Origin of the sequence: Methylicorpusculum oleiharenae (assembly GCF_009828925.2) — a bacterium.
Taxonomy (GTDB): domain Bacteria; phylum Pseudomonadota; class Gammaproteobacteria; order Methylococcales; family Methylomonadaceae; genus Methylicorpusculum; species Methylicorpusculum oleiharenae.
On sequence record NZ_WUTY02000001.1, the window covers coordinates 691,018 to 708,515 of the forward strand.

A 17,498-nucleotide genomic window follows, 5' to 3' on the forward strand; every position below is an offset into this window, starting at 1 on the left:
CATGTCGAGATCGCACACCATAAAAAACACCCATGAAGAAAATCGCATTTTTGTCCGCCGGGCGGCAATTGCGCTAATTTTTATCGGCTTGTTAAGTACAGGACTCATTGTCAGATTAATCTATCTGCAAATCATCGGTCACGATCATTACTCGACACTGGCTAATAACAACCACATCAAGATAGCGCCGCTCCCCCCCACTCGCGGCATTATTTTCGATAGAAAAGGAAGAGTGCTTGCCGAGAACACACCTACATTCAGTCTGGAATTGATTCCCGAACAAATTAAAGACATGGATGACACGCTTGCCCGCCTTCAAAAGCTGCTTGAAATTCCGGATGAAAAGATTGAGCTTTACCAGAAACTCAGAAAACGTGAAAAGCGCTTCACCAGCATCCCTTTATTGCTGCGCATGTCCGAAGAGGAAATAGCCCGATTTGCAACTGTCAGACCTTATTTTCCCGGCGTTGATATTCAAGCGCGGCTGGTCAGAAACTACCCTTACGATGTCTTGACATCTCATGTAATTGGTTATGTCGGCCGAATTAACGAAGAAGAACTGAAAAACTTACCCGCATCGGAATACCGTGGCAGTCACCATATCGGTAAAGCAGGTATTGAACTGGCCTACGAAACAGCCTTGCATGGCAAATCAGGCTATGCAGAAATAGAAACCAACGCCCAATCCCGGCCTATCAGCACGATCAACACAATCGATCCGATAGCCGGGTCCAATCTGTACTTAAGCCTGGATATTGATTTACAAAAAACGGCTTATGATGCACTGGATATCTACAACGGCGCAGTGGTTGCGATCGAAATTAAAACCGGCGGTGTTCTTGTCTTTGCCAGCCGTCCCGGATTCGATCCCAACCCCTTTGTCTACGGCATTGACAGCAACAGCTATAACGAACTGCAAACCTCAGATGCAAGGCCCATGTTCAACCGGGCACTGCGAGGACAATATCCTCCAGGATCAACCATTAAGCCTTTTATGGCACTGGCCGGCCTGGAATACCAGGCTATCACACCGACACAAAGAAAGTTCTGCCCTGGCTACTTTCAATTACCGAATGTCAAGCATAAATACCGAGACTGGAAAAAAGGCGGGCATGGCACGATAGATATGAACGCCGCAATTGTTCAATCCTGCGACGTTTATTTTTATGAACTTGCGTTGGCCCTGAGCATAGACAAGATTCATTCGTTTCTGACTGAATTTGGTTTTGGTGAATTGTCCGGCATCGATCTGGTCGGTGAAAAACCCGGCCTGCTCCCTTCCAAAAAATGGAAACGCAAAGCTCGGAATCAATCCTGGTACCCCGGCGAAACGGTCATCACCGGAATAGGACAAGGCTACACACAATTTACACCGTTGCAGCTGGCCAGAGGAACGGCAACGCTTGCCAACAAAGGCAATGTCGTCAATCCTCATTTAGTTGAACATTTGGTGACAAACGGTATTACTTCGCTGCCGACCGCTCCTAAGCCAAAAATGCTCCCGCTCAAACCGCAAAATGTTGACACGGTAACATCAGCCATGATCAGTGTTGTGCATGGAGCCCGAGGCACAGCCAAAGTTATTAGCCGAGGCATAGATTATCAAATTGCCGGAAAAACCGGGACCGCTCAGGTTTTTACCGTTAAACAGGACGCCAAATACAATGAAAATCAAATCGACTTTAAACTACGCGACCACGCCTTGTTTATATCGTTTGCACCGGCACACGACCCGCAGATTGCTGTCGCCGTTGTTGTCGAAAATGGCGGTCATGGGGGCACCGTTGCGGCCCCCATTGCAGGACAAGTGATTCGTCAGTATTTGAAGGACAAAGCCAATGAAAACTGAACTACGCAGCGAACAGCTGGACCCGCCTTCTCTAATAGGCGATATTCTTAGAAAGCTTCATATTGACGTGCCATTACTTGCCGGACTTTTGATGGTCACCGGTCTGAGCTTTCTGGTGCTTTATAGCGCCAGCGGACAGGACATTCAGGTTCTCGTCCGCCAAGGTGCCCGCATCGGCGCGGCATTTGTTCTGATGACGGTTCTGGCTCACATCAACCCTTATCAATTTAAACGCCATTCGCTCTTACTCTACGGTATGGGTGTAGCCCTTCTGATCGCCGTTCTGATTATGGGCGAGATAGGCAAAGGTGCACAACGCTGGCTGGATTTGGGTTTTTTCCGGTTTCAGCCATCGGAAATGTTAAAAATCACAACACCCATGATGATCGCCTGGTATCTTTCCGAAACTGCGCTACCGCCCAGATGGAAACAACTGGGCATAGCCGGTTTGTATATTCTTATTCCAACATTGCTCATAGCCAAACAACCCGATCTGGGCACGTCTATTCTGGTCGCCAGTTCCGGCGCTGCCGTCATTTATTTTGCCGGTCTATCCTGGAAGTTCATCATCTCGGTGAGCATAGTACTGGCCTCGTTAACACCGGTAATATGGCATTTCATGCGGGATTACCAGAGGGATCGTGTTTTGACGTTTCTAAACCCTGAAGCGGATCCCATGGGCAGGGGCTACCATATCATCCAGTCAAAAATTGCAATCGGTTCCGGCGGTCTCTATGGCAAAGGCTGGCAGGGAAGCACTCAATCCCAGCTTGATTTTCTGCCCGAAAGCTCCACCGATTTTATTTTTGCCGTGTTTGCTGAAGAATTCGGTTTAATAGGCTGTATCGTTTTGCTGCTGATCTACCTTGCGATTATCTGCCGCTGTCTTTATATCGCATTGCAAGCCCAAGACACCTATTGCCGGCTGTTAGCGGGCAGTTTGTCATTTACCTTTTTTGTCTATGTTTTTGTTAACATGGGCATGGTAATTGGCATATTGCCCGTAGTCGGGGTCCCTCTCCCGCTCGTCAGTTACGGCGGCACTTCGATGATTACACTACTGGCGGGATTTGGTATTCTCATGTCCATTCACACTCATAAAAAATTTTTAGCCTCTTGATCATGATAAATAAAATAAAAGTATCCTTACTGACAGGTATTACCGGTTTAATTCTATGCAGTTGTTCAACACTCCCTGACCGGACAAAAACAGCGGCAGCATCGCCTAGTCAGGAATCCGCACCGGTTGAACAAAAAACCACCGCAATCAAACCTCAGGCAGGCCAGCTCGAACAGGCCACTGTTACTCCTCTTGGAAATCCGGAGCAAGTCAACGCCTTTATCAAAAAAATGGTAACGAAACATCACTTCGATGAACCGGCTTTAAATCAATTGTTTAACTCCGTGTCCATGCAATCCAAGATTATCGATGCCATGAACAAGCCCGCTGAAGCGATGCCTTGGCACAAATACCGCAAGATTTTTATGACCGAAGCACGCATTGACGGCGGTCTGAAGTTTTGGCAGGCAAATAGCGAGACACTGAGAAGAGTTGAACAACAAACCGGAGTGCCGGCAGAAATCATTGTTGCCATTATCGGTGTCGAAACCCAATACGGCAGCAACAAAGGCAGCTACCGAGTTATTGATGCGTTATCAACCCTAGCTTTTCACTACCCAAAGCGCAGCCCCTTTTTTACCGGCGAGCTGGAACAGTTTTTACTGCTGTGCCGCGAAGAAAACATAGATCCGCTAAAGCCCGTTGGCTCTTACGCCGGTGCGATGGGTTTACCCCAGTTCATGCCCAGCAGTTACCGGTCTTTTGCAGCCGACTTTGAAAATGACCGCAGGCGGGATATATGGAATAACCCGGCTGATGCCATTGCCAGCGTCGCTAATTATTTTGCCAAACACAAATGGAAAGAAGGCCAGGCTATTGCTTATCAGGCAACGGCTAATGGTCAAAAACACAGAACCTTGTTAAACAGCGCACTTAAAACTGATACCACAGTTGGCAAACTTAAAGCATATCAAGTTCAGCCACTAGCCAGTTTACCTGCCAGTCTTCCGGTCAAGCTCCTGGCGTTTGAGCAAACGCATGGCGACGATTTATGGCTGGGCCTTGACAATTTCTTTGTCATTACCCGCTACAATCACAGTCCGCTTTATGCCATGGCCGTCTTTCAGCTGAGTCAGGCACTGACCAATCGCCAACAGGTGACCCGAGCCAAACCGCTCAGATAAATGACAGGGTTGAGGTTCGTGAATTTATATCATCACAAACCTTAACCCTTGACTGAAATAAAATAAACCTTTCGCTCTTCAAATTTCGGCAGTGCCTAAGGAGGCAACGGGTTGTTCGGCAAAGGCTTTGCCAGTATGGATGCTGGCATAGAGCCTACATGGATGTATTTACGGCGTCCATTGACGGGCGCCCCGGTGCCGAATTTCAATCTGCGATGGGTATACTTTGATTATTTAGAGACTATTGAGCGTGTAAAACGCCGCATCAGCTAGACCCAATAAACAGGAATTCCCAGTTTGAACTTTTATGAAGTTTTGAGGGGAGTCGTAAGCATTGCAGGGAACGCCGTAAACCCATCCATGGGGGCTTGACGACAGCATCCCTGCTGCCGACATCCCCGCAAAGCTAACGACTCTCCCTTTTTTAACATCAAACCGGGAATGGCTGAAATGAAACTTGACCCGTCATTTCAGGCCAATCACTGGTACAATAACGCAACCTTTCCAATAGCTTAAGTTTTTAAAAAGATGACACTTTTACAGATAGACCGAGCCCTGTATTTATTTATCGTTGTCGCCTTCATGATGGCCTTTCCGCCTCTGACATTAGCCGCCGCCGAAGGGCAAGGTGAAGATAAAATCCTGATTCCGCCTCCACCGGCAATTGCCGCAACTGCGCATATTCTCCTTGATGCCAACAGCGGACGTGTTCTGGCCGAGAATAACGCCGACAGCAGACTGCCCCCAGCGAGTCTGACCAAAATCATGGCGGTCTATGTTGCGTTCAATGAGCTAACTAAGGGCCATCTGCAGCTGGATGAAAATGTTAATGTCAGCCCTAATGCCTGGCGTACGCCCGGTTCACGCATGTTTATTGAAGTCAATAAACAAGTCACGGTCAGTGAGCTACTGCATGGTGTGATCATTCAATCCGGTAATGATGCCAGCGTGGCGCTGGCGGAACATATCGCCGGAGATGAGTCCACCTTTGCGGAAATGATGAACCAGCAAGCAGCAAGACTCGGCATGACCAACACTCATTTTACCAACAGTATGGGACTACCTAACCCGGAGCACTATACCAGCGCCCGTGATCTGGGAATTTTGACCCGTACTCTTATCAAAGATTATCCTGAATATTACAAATGGTTCTCTTTGAAAGAATTTACGTATAACAAAATTACGCAACGTAACCGGAATAAATTGCTGTGGTCCGATGAAACGGTAGATGGCGTTAAAACCGGTCATACCGCAGAGGCCGGATTTTGTCTTGTCGCATCTGCTGTCCGCGACAATATGCGTTTGATATCGGTGGCTATGGGCACTCAAAGTGAGCGCGCGCGCACGGCTGAAAACCGCACATTACTGAATTACGGCTTTCGCTTTTATGAAACTCATCATCTGTATAAAGGTCATGAACCTCTCAAAGAGACCCGCGTTTGGAAAGGTAACGAAAAATTTCTTAACCTTGGACTGGCTGATGATTTGTATGTCACCATTCCGCGTCGCAAATACAAAGACCTGAAAGCGGTCATGAACTTTGACCAGAGAATTTTTGCGCCTGTAAAAACAGGAGACGCCCTGGGATCAGTCAACGTGAGTTTGGCAGGCGAAGTGATAGCTGACCAAAAACTCATCGCCTTGTCTACAATCGAAAAAGGCAACCTCTTCCGAAGACTTTATGATGCCGCTATTTTATTGGTAAAAAAATGATCATTGATACTAAAACTGTCTATCTGAATGGTGAATATCTTCCGCTGAACGAAGCAAAAGTCTCGGTTCTTGACCGTGGTTTTTTATTCGGCGACGGTATATACGAAGTCATCCCAGCCTATTCCGGCCGCTTGTTCCGCTTACAGGAACATCTGGAACGACTGGAAAACAGTCTTGACAGCATCCGTCTGGCCAACCCGCACAGCCGTGAGCAGTGGTCACAAATATTACAGCCGTTACTGACGACGGATCAGGACCAATACATATACCTTCAGATTACACGAGGTGTAGCGCCCAAACGCGATCATGCGTTCCCCAACCCTACTGTCCCAACCGTTTTTGCGATGAGCTCACCCATTGTTCCTTTGCCTAATCTGGAACAAGGTGTCAAAGCGATGACCGTTAAAGATAACCGCTGGGGACACTGCAACATAAAAGCCATTACTTTACTGGCCAATATTCTGCAAAGGCAGGCCGCTGTCGACCAAGGCTGCGCTGAAGCCATCCTGGTCAAAGAAGATTATGTGACTGAAGGTGCGGCCAGTAATATTTTTGTCGTGCTGGACGGTGTTTTAATCACCCCCCCCAAAGGCCCTGAAATTTTACCCGGCATCACCCGTGATTTAATTCTTGAAATTGCCGAAACCAACGCCATATCCTTCTGTGAAGACATCATTGCATTCGAAGCGTTGAAATCTGCCAGTGAAATTTGGCTCACCAGTTCGACCCGGGAGATTATTCCTGTTGTTAATCTGGATGGCGCTGATATTGCCGACGGTAAACCCGGCCCACTGTGGCACAAAATGAATCAACTTTATCAAGCATTCAAAAAAGCACAATAATGAGCGAACAAGAATCCGTTTTACAATTTCCCTGCCAATTTCCCATTAAAGCAATGGGAACGAGTACGATTGAACTGGATTTGCATGTCGTGGAAATTGTACGCAGGCATGTAGAAAATATTCACGAAAATTCGGTTCAATCGCGTCCGAGTAAAGGTGGAAAATACACCGCCGTCACGGTTACGATTACTGCAACCAGTAAACAACAACTGGATGCGATCTATCAAGACCTCACTGACTCGCCTCATGTGCTGATGGCACTCTGATTCGCGGTCCTGCATGCAGCCCATACTCCGTTTTCTGGGTCAACAGCCTTATGAAGAGGTTTTTAAGGCCATGCAGGCATTCGCCTTGAATCGGAACCCGCTAGCAGCGGATGAGCTTTGGATTGTAGAACATTCGCCCGTTTATACTTTAGGTCTTAACGGCAAGCAGGAGCATGTGCTAGATCCGGGCGATATCCCGGTCATCCGCACTGACCGGGGCGGCCAAGTCACTTATCACGGACCCGGCCAGCTGATTCTCTATGCTTTGATTGATACAAAACACCATTCAATGGCCGCTCGCCAGATGGTGACGCTGTTAGAGCAGGCAATCATCCATACCTTATCCCAGTACGGCATAGACGCTAACGCTAAACCCGAAGCGCCGGGCGTTTATATTGATGACAAAAAAATCGGCTCAATCGGTCTGCGCATCAAAAACAATTGCAGTTACCACGGACTCAGCCTGAACAACCGGATGGACTTAAGTCCCTTCACGCGGATCAATCCCTGCGGCTATGCCGGCTTGACCGTAACCCAGCTAGCAGATTTCGGCGTAGACATCACAACGCAGGAACTTGCCATACCCGTTGCCCACTTCATTTCAGAGGCGCTGACATCATGACTTATCAAGCCCCCTCCCGGCTTACTCCGGAATCTCATCAACGCAATATAGAAAAGTTATCGAGAATCCCCATTAAAGTCGAACCGGCTGAAATAACTTTACGCAAACCAGACTGGATCAGAGTCTCGTTATCGGCTGGCGAAGAGGTCAATCGCATCAAGCAGCTGCTCAGAGAAAACAATCTGCATACGGTATGCGAAGAAGCCGCCTGCCCGAATCTCGCCGAATGTTTTAAACACGGCACAGCTACCTTCATGATCATGGGAGATCTTTGCACACGCCGCTGTCCGTTCTGCGATGTCGCGCACGGCAAGCCGTTGCCGCTGGACCAGGATGAACCGCAGCATCTGGCCAAAACAATCAAAGCCATGGCCTTAAAATATGTGGTCATTACGTCCGTGGACAGAGATGATTTACGCGACGGCGGCGCGGGTCATTTTGCGAACTGTATCAAAGCCATAAGAGACCAGACCCCACACACCAAAATTGAAATTCTGGTGCCGGATTTTCGCGGACGTATTGCTAAAGCCATCGGCATCTTGAGCGAACAACCCTGCGATGTGTTTAACCATAATCTGGAAACCGTACCCCGACTTTACAAACAGGCACGTCCCGGTGCGGACTATGCAGGCTCCCTGCAATTGCTCAAAGATTACAGAGAGGCCGCGCCAAACACACCCACTAAATCGGGACTGATGCTGGGCATTGGCGAAACGAAAGACGAGGTGATTCAGGTCATGCAGGACTTGATCGATCACAACTGTAGCATGCTGACACTTGGCCAATACCTGCCTCCCAGCAAATCACATCTGCCGGTGCAACGGTATTTGACCCCTCAGGAATTCGATGAACTGGGTGAGCATGCAAAATCGCTGGGATTTAAAAATGTCGCCAGTGCGCCATTGGTTCGCTCTTCTTATCATGCGGACCAGCAGGCGAAAACTATTGTCGAGAATTCTGTCTAGCGCTAAGCTAGTCGTTGTTTAATGTTAAATCTGATGAACTTTATTTATTGTTGAAATTTTTCTTTCAAACACGGAGTAGATTATGAAAAAACTAGCCCTAGTAACTATTTTGATAAGCGCTTCTTCATCCGCATTCGCTGACGCGCCCGGCGGACCCAACTGCGGCTGGGGCAATATGCTTTTTGAAGGCAAAGCCGGCGCAGGTTACCACTTTATGGCCTCGACTTTTAACAGTTCGTTGGGTAACAACACCTTTGGTATGACCAGCGGTACGAACGGCTGCTCAACTCGCGGACGGCTCACTTATTCAGGCAAAAATGCGATGACCGTATCGCAAATTATGACCGAATTCTCCGAAGATGTTGCTAAAGGCAACGGTGAAGCGCTGGATACAGTAGCGGTCGTATTCGGCATAGAAAAACAGGACCGTTCTGTTTTCGCTGAAATGGCTCACGCTAATTTTGAAAAATTATTCCCTTCTGAAAACGTAACCGCAGAGCACGTTGTAGACACACTTTTCGTCCTGATGAAAAACGATGCCCGCTTGGCCAAATACGCGGTTTAACCTGCAGCACCCGTTTCTCAAGCTTAGGTCCGGCACTCGTTTTTAGACAGCCTACAGACCAGACAAGCCGGGCTATTCACCGAATAACCCGGCCGCCTGAAGCAAGACTCATACGCCATGAAGTCAATTACCAGCCCAGTATTAACTGAGAGGCTGCGACGCCTGACATGTTTCATTATTTAAACCCACTCGTCTTATCTGCTGCGATATGCCTGCTTTTCTGCGCTGGCTCGCAGGCCTACGCAGAAACAAATACACCCCCATCGCTAAAACAATTGGCTGAAAGCCCCGAATGGCTGGCGCTGATCCATTACCAACGCAAACCATTGAGTGGCCAATGGCAAAGCTATGTCGATGATCCCGGTTTTTTTCTGGCACCGGACGGTAAACATAATCCCGCCGCTGAACTTTCGGCAACCCTTTCCGCATTAACCGGTCCGGCGCAGCAAGGCGATCAACACGCCAGCTGCCGCTTTCCAGCCCGAATGCAATGGCTATCTAAAATACTGCCGCAAGAAGCACACGATTTCGCAAAAACTACCTGCCCAAACTTTGAAAAGTGGCGTAAGGAAATGAACTCCGAAAGCATCAGCCTGATCTTTGCTTCAGCTTATTTGAACAGCCCCTCTTCGATGTTCGGACATACCTTGATGAGGCTGGATCCGCCTGACAATCAAATCGATACGGATTGGCTGGCCTATGCGCTTAACTTTGGCGCGCTTGTCGATGAAAACGATAATTCTCTTTTTTATGCCTTCAAAGGTTTGGCGGGAGGTTACACCGGCTTGTTCCAGCTGATGCCTTTTTATCAAAAGATCAAGGAATACAGCTTCATGGAAAATAGGGATTTATGGGAATACCATCTGAATTTAACACCTGACGAAACGCTTCGTTTACTGAATCACCTTTGGGAACTCCAGGACATCGAATTCGATTATTTTTATATCTCCGAAAACTGTTCCTTTCGCTTGCTGGAATTACTGGAAGTCGCAAGAACCGGCAGTCAGTTGACCGGATCATTCTCATTCACAGCGATACCTTCAGAAATTGTTCAGGCCATTCATGACCGGGGATTCATTCAATCCGTTCATTACCGGCCATCCCAAACCGGTAAACTGAAAAGCCTTTTGAAGGCTATACCGCAGCAATACCAAACCCTGGTGGAACAGCTATCGCATGATATTGCTGTTGCCGATAACCCAAGCTTCACTCAAGCGCCTATCAGCCTTCAGAAACTTATGGTCTCTGCCGCCTATCAACTGATGAGCCAGCGAGCCATTGGTAAAGAGAGAACGGCGGAATCGGCCAAACGCCGCTATAGCATGCTGAATCTATTGAACCGTTACCCTCAAGAAATTCAGACTGAGCCGGAAATAGCCGTCCCAAGCGCCCCACAAACCGGCCATAACTCGCAGCGTTTAATCCTGGGCGGCGGCATTGACAACGGCAAAGCCTATGCTGAGCTCGGTTACCGGCTTAATTACCATGACCTGCTTGATAACCCGGACGGCTATTTTAAAGGCGCAGCCATCAACTTTTTTGACCTGACCGCGCGCGCTTTCGAAGACAACCGTTACCGCTTACAAAAACTGGAACTGCTCAGTATTACTTCACTCAGCCCCCGTGATCTTTTTTTTCAGCCCATCTCCTGGCGCGTAGCAACAGGCCTGGCTTATCAAAATTACGGCGAGGATGAATTGTCAGGCTATCTTAACGGCGGTGCCGGATTGAGTTATGCGTGGTTAGATAACAGCCTGAGCTACGGCTTTATCAATGCCCATCTGGAACATAATGAGCACTTCGATCATCCTCTGCAACCGGGCACGGGCATCAGTCTGGGTCAGCTTTATTATTCAAAATGGGGCACCAGCCAACTGGAATTTGATTCAAAAATTTTTATCGACGGCTCATACCTCTATCATGCCGGCTTGGAACATAACTTTGTACTGAGTCAAAATCAGGGGTTACGGTTCTCGGTAAAACACTGTTGGAATAATCATGACGATTTCAACCAGGCGCAATTCAGTTATAGGCTGTATTTTTGAGTGAGCAACTCGGTATTCATGACCAGATCTTAAGCCGGAAATACTTGCAATTTAACGCGCCAATCATAAAGATTTATGCACTAAAAAAGTGCAAATAGTGAGCACTCTAAGTAATTATTTTAAATAGTTTTCTACCCGATAATACACACTTTCAGATGGTCTTTTTTTATGCGACAATCGAGTGCACATGAGCCTTAATCCTCAATTTGACTCATGGTATATGTAGGACATTTCAGAAATTTCATCAAGAGGGGAGGTTATTAATTTACTGGGTTATCTTTTACTGCAATGCGGCATTGTTAGCTATGGAAAGCTTGATAAATCCCGATAAATTCATAACTAACGTAGGGTGAGGTTATGTATTTGAAGTGTTACGACATCATTTTAAATGTTGTAATTAACTAAAGAGATACGATAATGAAAAAGACAAATCTTTTTACAGCCGCATTCATAAGCCTCCTGGCTTCCGGCTGTGCGACTCATACCAGCACATTTGAGGCATTTCAGGCTCAAGATCTAAATCCGATGGTGGCTTCCGGCCAATACATACAAAAAGCCGATAATTTCTTTGTTATCAATGATTCATCTTCTTCGATGAATGATGACTATCATGGCTCAATCTATGTCGCTCAGCCGACTCCTAACAAGTTTTCCGTCGAAAAGGAAATTCTGAACCGGATGAATTTGACGATTCCTAATCTGAAGATGACCACCAGTATTCGAAGCTTTGGCTATGGCGATTGTTTATCCTGGGGATTTACACAACTCAACTACCCGCCCACCGATTATTCCCAGTCAACTTTTGATTCAGGCATCAATACGTTGAAATGCGCCAGCGGCGGTACGCCCATTTCCAGCGGGTTAAGCGGCACAACAGAAGATCTGGCGGGCACATCCGGCAATATTGCTGTCGTCATCCTCAGCGATGGCCATAATCTGGATTCAAACGGCGTCGCCGAAGTCAAAGCGATGAAACAACGTTATGGCGACAGGCTTTGCGTCTACTCGGTTTGGGTTGGTAATCATAAAGAGAAATCAGGGCAACAGGTGTTGCAACAACTTTCCGATGTTGCCGGCTGCGGATTCAATACCAATGCAGAAACCATTGCCAGCGCTGACGGCATGGCTGACTTTGTCAAACAGGTTTTCCTGAAACAAGGAAATCCGGTTCCGGTTTGTACCACACTTGATTCCGATTCAGACGGCATCAACGATTGCGATGATAAATGTCCCAATACCTTACCCGGCACGCATGTCAACGAATACGGCTGCTGGATAGTCGATATCAAATTTGATAACGATTCAGCGGTGATCAAGCGTAAGTATTTCCATGAACTTGAAGATGTTGCGGCCGCTATCAAGCAGCATCCCAATGTCAAAATAGAAGTTCAAGGCCATACCAGCAGCACCGGCTCGGCTCAACATAACATGGGATTGTCGATCAGAAGAGCGGAAGCGGTCAAAAACTTCCTGGTAGAAAAATCCCATTCATCCAATATTACGTCCAGGGGCTATGGCTTGAATAACCCCATGTACAGTAATGCAACGGAAGAAGGCCGCGCCAAAAATCGTCGCGTACAGCTGGAAATTATCAGTAAATAAGTTGTAACGTAATTATTCAGCGTTGGTTGGATTGCCTGCTTTTCGCAACCCAACATACAACACCAGGGCTTTGAAATGTTGGGTTGGCTATTGCCAACCGCAACCTACACAGTGTTTGGCCTTTATGTTGTTGAGCCACTGAATAGATACGCAGTTATACCTTTCGCACTTCAAATTTCGGCAGTGCCTAAGGAGGCAACGGGTTGTTCGGCAAAGGCTTTGCCTCATGGATGTATTTACGGCGTCCTTTGACGGGCACCCCGGTGCCGAATTTCGATCTACGAGGGTATACATGAACTGGAAACTTCTTTTATTCAGGAGTTTCCAGTTTTTTTAGCTGTTAAAAACAATCTCATAAAAACGCCAATCCGGCATTACTTTTGAGTAATCTTTAATGGCTTGCTCAGTTTGGGTGAATAAATCAACAGATAAAGTTCATCCATCTCTATCCTTTCGGCCGTTCTCAACGCCTCCAGATAACGGCCTTCTTACGACGATACCGCCAGAAGGACACCTCATTTTTGTTGATGCAATCGTACCGTTGTTTTGAACCCGGAATTCCCCTTTTTCATCGATCTCGACCGTGCCACTGTATTGATTACAGGAAGTCCGTCCAGAAATTTTATTTTTTTGTGGAATTTTAGCGCCTCCTGAACGCGATCCAGCTCACCGTGCCCGCCCAGATCCTCCAGCAGCCATTCCCGTCCATTTAAAAACTCCACAGTTGCTATCGGGTTCGCTTTAGAAGCAGAATTCATTGCTCCGCACCCCGTAAACGCTGTAAACGCTAAAATGATTAGCGTCCGATTATTTCGATATGTTTTCATCGTTATCTCCCCAATATTTTTTAAAAGATAATTAACGTACATATCGTTATTCTTGGTTTAATTTAGGACATCCAACTGTTCCCGACTTATTCACCGCCGAGCAAAAAGTATAATTAAAGTATAATTTTCATTTCCGCCGCCTGGAAACCGGATGCTGCTGTTAAAACCTTATTGTTGGCTTCACTTTGCTAATACCGATCTCTACGTGAGTTTCCGAACAGACTGCGGGGCGTGTCAGTTGCATTATGAAATGATAATACTCCATGATAGACGTATCAACTGGCGGATCGCTATGCACTCCGCTGCGAAAACAGCAGAATGCTTCTTCTTAAATTTGTAAAAAATATAGTGCTGATAACAATGGAGAATAGCTATGTCTGAACTGAAAACCTATGCTGTTTGGGATGCCGGGACCCGATGGTTTCACTGGATCAATGTGCTCTGTTTCTCCGCCCTGGCCATTATCGGACTTATAATTCTGAATGCCGACGCGCTGGAATTGCCCACCGCAGGCAAATTGACACTTAAAACTATCCACGTATTAGCCGGTTACCTCTTTGCGTTGAACCTGCTCTGGCGAATCATCTGGGCCTTTTTCGGCAACCGCCATGCCCGATGGAGCGCTATCCTTCCTGGAGGCAAGGGCTATTTACTGGCGGTACGCAGCTATATTGCCGCCTTCATGGCCGGCCACCCCGAACAATACCTGGGCCATAACCCGCTTGGGCGATTGGGGGTAAGCCTATTGCTTCTTCTTATGACGATACAAGCGGTTACCGGTCTCCTTCTGGCGGGTACCGACCTCTTCTACCCTCCTCTCGGTCACTGGATCGCTGAGTGGGTTGCAGCACCCGGGATTGCTCCGGATTCATTGAAACCTTATTCACCCGAAATGTATGACTCGGCAGCCTATGAAAGCATGCGCGCATTCCGGAAACCCTTTGTCACAATCCATCAGTACAACTTTTATGCACTGATTTCGGTTGTGGCACTGCACGTTGCCTCGGTAATCATTACCGAGTTGAAAGAAGGCGGTAATATTATTTCCGCAATGTTCACTGGACAAAAAATTATTAACGGCCTCGCAGTAGATGAAGATCGCGACATTCATCAATGAGGAGGGCCGCCCTCCATTCCTCTAACAGGAAGGAGAGATAAAGGCATTTGGGTTTAGCTGAGGCCTCTTATTAATAATCAGGGTAACTGCTCGCCCGCTTTGAGTTAAGGGTGTAGGTGCTTGATTTCAAAGGAAGCATCAATACGTCCCTGTAGCTCTCTGCAACATCCCTGTCGCAGAAGCCTTTTCAATCAACCACCTACACCCACTAAAATTGGAGGGGATGAGCAGATACTAATCAGGTATGATTTAATCGCATAATTTACTGTTTCCACTATTGAGGAGAAGAACTATGTCAAAAAATAAGAATTATATGTCACTGTTGATTTATTCGATTTTCACATTGATCACTTGCATTACCCTATCGAATTCAGCATCCGCAAATACCCGGCCTTGGTCTGGTGCTTTTGGTTTGATTGAGTCTGCCTGCCCATCCGGATCAGAGCAAAATCAGGAACTCAACCATCTGAAAAATACAATCGCCTCGTCCAAAACGCTTACTCAGGCCCAGACAATAGCGCTCGCACCTACCGATGAAGCCATTAATGCACTAAAAAATGCGCGCACCATTATGCCATTCAGCGATGATCTTCTTATTGCAGAAACCCGGCTTAGCGAGGCCCGCTCACGCATTTTAGTGGCCTCTTCCCAGGAACAAGTCGCCGATGAATTTTCCGGAATGATGCTCGCCGGACTGGATGATGACAGTGCAGTTCGTGCCAGCGCCGGCAGTACATCTTGTAATTATTCATCAGGCGAGGTCATCGCGATTGTAGTCGGCTTGATTTTAGGTATTATTCCAGGACTGATTTTACTTTTCGTGCTTTGTTAAGCGTAAATGCGGACGTGCAGCAAGGTCTACGACTAGTGAATGGAGAGCAATCTGCTTGATCAGACATAACATCATCGATGAAGGCTTTTCCACCACCCTATACCGAACATTTTAGTGTGATAAAAACAAGCCAGGTCTTATTGCTGCTTGCCATAATTAGTCTGATTACCGGATGCAGCCGTTTGCTCTTCTACCCTTACAAAACCCATGTACGAACACCTGAACAGCTGGGCCTGACCTATACAGACATAAGCCTCACAACCCGCGACGGCATCAAGATTCACGGCTGGTTTCTGCCCGCACAAGGCCGGTTGAAAGCCAGTATTTATTTTTTGCACGGCAATGCCGAAAACGTCAGCACCCATATCATGAGTGTTGCGTGGCTTCCCGAGCAAGGCTATCAGGTGTTCATGATTGATTACCGGGGCTTTGGCTTGTCTGAGGGCGAGCCCGGCTTGCCGGATATTTTTATGGACATTGAAACAGGATTTGACTGGCTTTCAGCCCGATCACAGAACAAACCGGTATTTTTATTAGGCCAAAGTTTAGGCGCGAGTCTGGGTATATTTTTTGCGGGCACTCGGCCAGCCGTCAAAAACCAGCTGGATGGCGTCATCAGTGATTCATCGTTTACCCGCTACAAAGACATTGTCCGGCATGCCGCCTCAACGACCTGGCTAACCTGGCCTTTACAATATCCAGCCAGCTGGCTGATGGCTTATCCTTATGACCCCATTGATGTCATAGACCGGATTGCGCCTACGCCATTATTAATCGTGCACGGCACCGCTGATACCATTATTCCGTTTGAGCACGGTCAACGACTCTATGATAGGGCAGGCGAGCCTAAACAGCTTTTGAAAACTGCCGAAGGTCATATTCAGGCATTTATGCGGCCGGAGCAGCGGCTCAATGTTTTAGAGTTCTTAAACCGCATCGTAGCCAAAAGCCACTGACGAGGAGCCAGGTTTCCAGGCTGCGTATCTGGACATCACGGCATCGAACAATGGCAGGGTTAAAAATGCCGCCAACCAGCGCTTTAATGCCGGATAAGGCAATGTCTGAAACACGCGTTCATCAACCGCAGCAAATTGTCTGATAAACGGCGCAATGGCGGCATCGGCAATTGAAAAATAGCTGCCACATAGATACTGAGTCCGCATCAAACGGCTTTCCAGCTCAGCCAAAAACAATTCGCCTTGTTGGCGATAAAATCCGGCAGGATGCTCAGGGTAACGTTCCGCATATTTGTAACGGTCCAAATTATATTTAAAGCTACTGTCATTGGTCTGAATCAATGCTTCAAAATCATTAACCTGCAACCATTTACCCGGATCATTTTGCTGCAGAGCCCACAACATGATATCCAGACTTTCATCGATTACGGTGCCATCACCCAAAACCAGAACAGGAACGGTGCCTTTTGGCGAGGCTTCCAGCATCTGCGCCGGTTTACTGCGCAATTCGATCTCCCGTAATTCAACCTTGATATTGGCATGACGAATGGCCAGGCGGGCGCGCATGGCATAGGGGCACCGGCGAAAACTATATAAAACAGGTAAGTCATGATTCATAATAACGGTTACTATTTTGCACTTGTTCAAGTCCGCAAAGTTTACTGCCAGCTCGTTAAAATGGAAAAATTTAATTTATTCCCCGCCCTTATCAGAAAATCTGATCGTGTGCCTTTGTCTGCTGCAGACATTAACACGGTAAAAAGGGATAATATCGTATCTTCTTAGAAGGCAAAACCATTCCTGATTAGCAAGCTGTTTCAGCTAAATCCATAAGCGCCCGTCATGCCCGTCGGGAAACGGGCATCCAGTTCCATGGATGGTAAGCTCCGAGCTATCCATGTGACCTGGATTCGCTAACGCGGTCTGACGGCTCCGGCAATCCCTGCCGGAATGACGCGTCCGAATAGTTAGCTGAAACATCTTTATAATCAGGAAACCATTTGGCCGGATAATCTGTCTTCCATTAAAAATCAGCTAGTTGCTGATCTTTTT

At 47.3% G+C, this 17,498-nt stretch carries 16 protein-coding genes; 14 read left to right on the plus strand and 2 right to left on the minus strand.

Annotation, left to right across the window (positions count from 1 at the left end; translation table 11 throughout):
• Position 1 precedes the first annotated feature (1 nt).
• From mrdA to GO003_RS03300, 11 genes are all read left to right on the plus strand, one after another.
• Positions 2–1,849: a penicillin-binding protein 2 gene (gene mrdA, locus GO003_RS03250; protein WP_159651678.1), complete on the plus strand. Its 1,848-nt coding sequence runs from the start codon at positions 2–4 to the stop codon at positions 1,847–1,849.
• On the plus strand, positions 1,839–2,969 hold the full coding sequence (gene rodA, locus GO003_RS03255; RefSeq protein ID WP_159651676.1) for a rod shape-determining protein RodA: 1,131 nt from the start codon (positions 1,839–1,841) through the stop codon (positions 2,967–2,969). The genes mrdA and rodA overlap by 11 nt, the downstream gene beginning before the upstream one ends.
• A gap of 2 nt (positions 2,970–2,971) precedes the next feature.
• Positions 2,972–4,093, plus strand: coding sequence for a lytic murein transglycosylase B (gene mltB / locus GO003_RS03260; protein WP_159651674.1), 1,122 nt, complete (start codon positions 2,972–2,974; stop codon positions 4,091–4,093).
• A gap of 528 nt (positions 4,094–4,621) precedes the next feature.
• Positions 4,622–5,806 carry a D-alanyl-D-alanine carboxypeptidase family protein gene (locus tag GO003_RS03265; protein WP_159651672.1) on the plus strand — a complete coding sequence of 395 codons (1,185 nt, stop codon included), beginning with the start codon at positions 4,622–4,624 and terminating at the stop codon, positions 5,804–5,806.
• Between the two features lie 2 nt (positions 5,807–5,808).
• Positions 5,809–6,648 (plus strand): D-amino acid aminotransferase, encoded by an 840-nt coding sequence (locus tag GO003_RS03270; protein WP_231089171.1) that lies wholly within the window; start codon positions 5,809–5,811, stop codon positions 6,646–6,648.
• Positions 6,648–6,914 (plus strand): YbeD family protein, encoded by a 267-nt coding sequence (locus tag GO003_RS03275; protein WP_159651670.1) that lies wholly within the window; start codon positions 6,648–6,650, stop codon positions 6,912–6,914. The genes GO003_RS03270 and GO003_RS03275 overlap by 1 nt, the downstream gene beginning before the upstream one ends.
• Positions 6,915–6,927: 13 nt before the next feature.
• The gene (gene lipB / locus GO003_RS03280; RefSeq protein ID WP_159651669.1) at positions 6,928–7,536 is read left to right on the plus strand and encodes a lipoyl(octanoyl) transferase LipB; all 609 of its coding nucleotides are present in this window, start codon (positions 6,928–6,930) and stop codon (positions 7,534–7,536) included.
• Positions 7,533–8,501, plus strand: coding sequence for a lipoyl synthase (lipA, locus tag GO003_RS03285; RefSeq protein WP_159651667.1), 969 nt, complete (start codon positions 7,533–7,535; stop codon positions 8,499–8,501). Before lipB ends, lipA begins: the two co-directional genes overlap by 4 nt.
• 82 nt (positions 8,502–8,583) lie before the next feature.
• Entirely contained in the window at positions 8,584–9,066 is a 483-nt protein-coding gene (locus tag GO003_RS03290; protein WP_159651665.1) for a DUF3015 domain-containing protein, read from the plus strand.
• A 167-nt stretch (positions 9,067–9,233) separates the two neighbouring features.
• Positions 9,234–11,111 carry an Lnb N-terminal periplasmic domain-containing protein gene (locus tag GO003_RS03295; RefSeq protein WP_159651663.1) on the plus strand — a complete coding sequence of 626 codons (1,878 nt, stop codon included), beginning with the start codon at positions 9,234–9,236 and terminating at the stop codon, positions 11,109–11,111.
• A gap of 417 nt (positions 11,112–11,528) precedes the next feature.
• Entirely contained in the window at positions 11,529–12,713 is a 1,185-nt protein-coding gene (locus GO003_RS03300; protein ID WP_159651661.1) for an OmpA family protein, read from the plus strand.
• 435 nt (positions 12,714–13,148) lie between these two features.
• Here GO003_RS03300 and GO003_RS26525 read toward each other — a convergent pair whose 3' ends face one another.
• Complete coding sequence (locus GO003_RS26525) at positions 13,149–13,352, minus strand: META domain-containing protein (RefSeq protein ID WP_159651849.1); 204 nt, start codon at positions 13,350–13,352, stop codon at positions 13,149–13,151.
• A gap of 561 nt (positions 13,353–13,913) precedes the next feature.
• Between GO003_RS26525 and GO003_RS03310 the strand changes: the two genes are divergently transcribed.
• The 3 genes from GO003_RS03310 (at position 13,914) to GO003_RS03320 (ending at position 16,445) form a co-directional block, all read left to right on the plus strand.
• Positions 13,914–14,657: a cytochrome b/b6 domain-containing protein gene (locus tag GO003_RS03310; RefSeq protein WP_159651659.1), complete on the plus strand. Its 744-nt coding sequence runs from the start codon at positions 13,914–13,916 to the stop codon at positions 14,655–14,657.
• 292 nt (positions 14,658–14,949) lie between these two features.
• The gene (locus tag GO003_RS03315; RefSeq protein WP_159651657.1) at positions 14,950–15,489 is read left to right on the plus strand and encodes a hypothetical protein; all 540 of its coding nucleotides are present in this window, start codon (positions 14,950–14,952) and stop codon (positions 15,487–15,489) included.
• 77 nt (positions 15,490–15,566) lie between these two features.
• Positions 15,567–16,445, plus strand: a complete 879-nt coding sequence (locus GO003_RS03320; RefSeq protein ID WP_159651655.1) for an alpha/beta hydrolase — start codon at positions 15,567–15,569, stop codon at positions 16,443–16,445.
• Here the strand turns inward: GO003_RS03320 and GO003_RS03325 are convergent.
• Positions 16,416–17,063, minus strand: a complete 648-nt coding sequence (locus tag GO003_RS03325; RefSeq protein WP_159651653.1) for a glutathione S-transferase — start codon at positions 17,061–17,063, stop codon at positions 16,416–16,418. The two genes, GO003_RS03320 and GO003_RS03325, sit on opposite strands and share 30 nt — an antisense overlap.
• Positions 17,064–17,498: the final 435 nt, after the last annotated feature.

Excerpts from the sequence above, each read along its gene's own strand:
- mrdA (WP_159651678.1), top strand. The coding sequence starts at position 2 with ATGTCGAGATCGCACACCATAAAAAACACCCATGAAGAAAATCGCATT.
- rodA (WP_159651676.1), top strand. The coding sequence starts at position 1,839 with ATGAAAACTGAACTACGCAGCGAACAGCTGGACCCGCCTTCTCTAATA.
- mltB (WP_159651674.1), top strand. The coding sequence starts at position 2,972 with ATGATAAATAAAATAAAAGTATCCTTACTGACAGGTATTACCGGTTTA.
- GO003_RS03265 (WP_159651672.1), top strand. The coding sequence starts at position 4,622 with ATGACACTTTTACAGATAGACCGAGCCCTGTATTTATTTATCGTTGTC.
- GO003_RS03275 (WP_159651670.1), top strand. The coding sequence starts at position 6,648 with ATGAGCGAACAAGAATCCGTTTTACAATTTCCCTGCCAATTTCCCATT.
- lipB (WP_159651669.1), top strand. The coding sequence starts at position 6,928 with ATGCAGCCCATACTCCGTTTTCTGGGTCAACAGCCTTATGAAGAGGTT.
- lipA (WP_159651667.1), top strand. The coding sequence starts at position 7,533 with ATGACTTATCAAGCCCCCTCCCGGCTTACTCCGGAATCTCATCAACGC.
- GO003_RS03290 (WP_159651665.1), top strand. The coding sequence starts at position 8,584 with ATGAAAAAACTAGCCCTAGTAACTATTTTGATAAGCGCTTCTTCATCC.
- GO003_RS03295 (WP_159651663.1), top strand. The coding sequence starts at position 9,234 with ATGTTTCATTATTTAAACCCACTCGTCTTATCTGCTGCGATATGCCTG.
- GO003_RS03300 (WP_159651661.1), top strand. The coding sequence starts at position 11,529 with ATGAAAAAGACAAATCTTTTTACAGCCGCATTCATAAGCCTCCTGGCT.
- GO003_RS03310 (WP_159651659.1), top strand. The coding sequence starts at position 13,914 with ATGTCTGAACTGAAAACCTATGCTGTTTGGGATGCCGGGACCCGATGG.
- GO003_RS03315 (WP_159651657.1), top strand. The coding sequence starts at position 14,950 with ATGTCAAAAAATAAGAATTATATGTCACTGTTGATTTATTCGATTTTC.
- GO003_RS03320 (WP_159651655.1), top strand. The coding sequence starts at position 15,567 with ATGAAGGCTTTTCCACCACCCTATACCGAACATTTTAGTGTGATAAAA.
- GO003_RS03325 (WP_159651653.1), bottom strand. The coding sequence starts at position 17,063 with ATGAATCATGACTTACCTGTTTTATATAGTTTTCGCCGGTGCCCCTAT.